Annotated in this window: 2 protein-coding genes and 2 pseudogenes; 2 read left to right on the top strand and 2 right to left on the bottom strand. The window is 63.8% G+C overall.

All coding sequences use genetic code 11. From position 1 onward, the window contains the following. A pseudogene (tnpC, locus tag NKI99_RS33510) lies at positions 1 to 869 on the top strand (IS66 family transposase); the annotation flags it as partial. Here the strand turns inward: tnpC and NKI99_RS33505 are convergent. Both NKI99_RS33505 and NKI99_RS33500 read right to left on the bottom strand, forming a co-directional pair. Beyond that, a pseudogene (locus tag NKI99_RS33505) lies at positions 837 to 2,900 on the bottom strand (recombinase family protein). The pseudogenes tnpC and NKI99_RS33505 sit on opposite strands and share 33 nt — an antisense overlap. Beyond that, entirely contained in the window at positions 2,887 to 3,075 is a 189-nt protein-coding gene (locus NKI99_RS33500; RefSeq protein ID WP_352458677.1) for a hypothetical protein, read from the bottom strand. Before NKI99_RS33500 ends, NKI99_RS33505 begins: the two are co-directional and overlap by 14 nt. Here NKI99_RS33500 and NKI99_RS33495 point away from each other — a divergent pair. Continuing rightward, a partial coding sequence (locus NKI99_RS33495) for a hypothetical protein (protein ID WP_352613711.1) occupies positions 3,074 to 3,416 on the top strand: 343 nt, incomplete at its 3' end. The two genes, NKI99_RS33500 and NKI99_RS33495, sit on opposite strands and share 2 nt — an antisense overlap.

Below are 3,416 nucleotides of genomic sequence, written 5' to 3'. Positions count from 1 at the left end.
GTTTGCCAACCGAGGCGACGGTCGCTCAGGTGCTGGTGTCCAAATATGCTGACCACCTGCCGCTCTATCGTCAGGCGCAGATCTACGCCCGGCAGGGCATCAATCTCGACCGGTCCACGCTCGCCGACTGGGTCGGCCGCGCCGCCTGGCATCTGCGTCCGGTGCACGAGCGGCTGCTTGGCAAGCTGAAGTCCTCGCCAAAACTCTTCGCCGACGAGACGACCGCGCCGGTGCTCGATCCGGGCCGCGGCAAGACCAAGACAGGCCAACTCTGGGCGTATGCCCGCGATGACCGACCATGGAATGGCGGCGACCCGCCGGGCGTCGCCTATGTCTATGCGCCCGACCGCAAGGCCGAGCGTCCAATCGCCCATCTCGCTGGCTTCACCGGAATCCTTCAGGTCGACGGCTATGGCGGCTATCGCGTGCTGGCTGAAAAGAGCGGTGTCATGCTCGCCTTCTGCTGGGCACACGTGCGCCGACGCTTCTATGAACTGGCGGCAGCCGGTCCCGCGCCGATCGCCAGTGAGGCGCTGAGACGGATCACCGAGCTCTATAAGATCGAGGACGGCATCCGCGGCCGATCGGCCGAGGAGCGCCGTGCGATGCGTCAGGAAAATAGCCCCGCTATCATCGCCGATCTCGAACCCTGGCTGCGCGAAAAGCTCGGCTTGATCAGCCAGAAAACCAAGCTCGCCGAGGCGATCCGCTACACGCTCTCGCGTTGGGAAGGCCTCTCGCGCTTCCTTGACGATGGCCGCATTGAGATCGACAGCAACGTGGTCGAGCGCTCCATCCGTCCGATTGCGAAGACCGATTCATTATGCACCTCCTTTTCAAATGGCGGAAAACAGCGATTCTTGGTTGTCGTCGTGGATGCGACGCGGAGTATTGCGCGCCAAATCGGCCTTGATCCGTTCGTCTTCGAGGTCGCTGGCGCGGATCTGGTAGGGCGCGCCGCGCATGACCTGCTCGGCGGGCAAGAGGCCATCCCTGATGGACCGGCGGATTTTGAGGTGCGAGACTCCAAGCCGGGCGGCCGCGTCCGACATGGTGAGCCACTCGCCATTCTTGTCGGAAGAGCGATAGCCGCTGATCTTGTGCACCGTGCGCAGCGATTGGACGCGACGCGCGGTCCAGGTCTTTCCCTGACCGGTCTGCATGCATGCCCATGCGGTTGAGTGTGGCAGCGATTTCGGCATCCGACCACCGGGTTGCCATGGATCGCATGATCGCCAGAGCCTCCTCAGGCGTACGCTGGCCATGCTCTCCGGATTTGGGCTTGCGAACCCGTACCTGCGAGTGCTGGCCTCCATGCCAGTGGATGGTCAAGATCACGTCGCGCGCATCGTCATCGACATCCGCCACGATGTCCTCGATGAGTGCGCGCAGCAGTTGCTGACGACAGCGCATGTCGACACCCGGCGCATTCCAGGTGGCCTCGAGATCCTGGGCGAGGCCCGTGAAGTCCGGAACCGCGTCGACAGGCTCCACACGCTGGACTTCGCTCAGCCGGGCCTCGCAGGTCTCCACGCGCCTGAGCGTGGCTTCCCAACTCCTCTCGAGCTGGGCCGCAATAAGCCGGTTCTCCGGGTCGCAAGCGGCATAGCGGCGCTCGGCAAGCGATGCCTCATAGCGCGCCTGCTGCAGGTCCATCTCGATCATCTGCCGCCGCTTGGCTTCGCTCTCCAGCTGCATGCGTTCAGCCTCCAACGCCGCTTCGATCGCCATCGGCGCAACCGCCTCCAGCGCTTCGCGGGTCACCGCCGCGTCGGTGCGAAAGCCGTTGAACGACATGCATCGCGCCTGGGCCATCATGAGGTTGCCGCGCTCGCAGCGATATACCGGATAACCTTGGCCGCGTCCGGCATACATGACAACCAGTCTTCGCCCGCATCGACCACAGGAGATGAGACCGGGGAGCAGCGCGCGACCGCCGCGGCCCGACTTGACGCCGCCGGCTTTGCCATAAGCGTTGGCCGCGAGCAGTTCCTGGTTCCGTTCGTACTCGCTCCATCCGATGTAGCCTTCGTGATGGTCCTTGAGCACCACCGCCCACTCGCTAGCCGGCTTGTAATGGCCATAGCTCTTGCGAACGCGGCCATCGACGATCTCAGTGCGCTTCTCGCTCTTACCATAGACATAGGCGCCGGCGTAGAATGGGTTCTTCAGGATCGAGATCACGTTGCGGTAGCGGATCGGAACCCAGTCGAAGGACACCATCTTCTTGCCGTCGGAGGGTCTGGGGAAATGCACGCCATCGTCGATCATCGAGATCAGGACCTGACGCGCACTGCCGAGTTCGCGGAAGCGCGCGAATATCAGGCGAATGGTCTCCTGCAGGCGCATGTCGGGATCGAACCCGAGACCGTAATCGCGGTGCCAGACATAGCCGAAGGGCACGGAGATGCGCAGTTCTCCGCGCTGTGCCTTGGCGCGGGCGGCCTCGTACATGCGGGCACGCAGCACGCCGAGCTCGAACTCGCTGATGCTGCCCTTCATACCGAGCAGCAGGCGGTCGTTCGGCAATCCCGGATCGTAGACTCCATCACGCGTGCATCGACTTCGCCGCACAACTCGAGCAGCCGATGCCAGTCCGGCCCGTTGCGCGACAGGCGGGACGCCTCCAGGCAAAGCACGGCGCCCACATGGCCGGTGCACAGATCGTCGACCAGGCGCTCGAAACCGGGACGCTCCACAGCCCCGCTTGCGGTTCGTCCCAGATCCTCGTCGATCACCTCTACTTTGCGGAATCCCCAGCGCCGCGCGACGTCGACAAGCTCATATTGCCGACGCTGGCTCTCAAGGTTGAGCTGGACCTGCGCCTGAGTGGACTGACGCACATAGACGACGGCCTTGCGCTTGAGGACGGCAGTCGGAATCAGATTACCGCTCGTCATCGCAGCTCTCCTCCTCCGTTGCCACGCCGGCGGCGGCCATCAGTACGTTGGCGAGCCGGGCGATCACTATGGTCCGTTGCGCTGAACTCAGCCCGTTCAGCTTCTCCGAGTCGAGCGGCAAGCTGAGTTGGCGAACGACCACCAGAGATCGTGTCGGGGGTGGCAGGGTTCTCATGTTGCGCCTCCGCGATGGTGAAACCATCCGAAGAGCCTCGCCGGAAACGGCGTTCGATCAAGAGCTTGTGCAGCTCAAGCAGCGCGGCAAGCGATACGCGCGGGGGGCCCAGGTCCATCGCCGCGCAAGCCACGGGATCGATCATCCAGGCCGGAGCGGTAATGACATGCCCGGGCGCGACGACGAGATGAATGATCCGGCCGTTGGCGCGCTCTTCGCTGTTCTCGCAGCGAAGCCGACGTCCGAAATACGGGTGCCAACGGTAATGGACCTCGACCTCCTGCCCAACATGGGCAGAATGACCCCGAGATGGCGCTCAACCGCAAGAACGCCCTCTTTGC

Origin of the sequence: Mesorhizobium sp. M0239 (assembly GCF_040321815.1) — a bacterium.
Lineage (GTDB): Bacteria > Pseudomonadota > Alphaproteobacteria > Rhizobiales > Rhizobiaceae > Mesorhizobium.
This window is presented reverse-complemented; position numbering and strand designations above follow the sequence as displayed.

Excerpts from the sequence above, each read along its gene's own strand:
- NKI99_RS33500 (WP_352458677.1), bottom strand. The coding sequence starts at position 3,075 with ATGAGAACCCTGCCACCCCCGACACGATCTCTGGTGGTCGTTCGCCAA.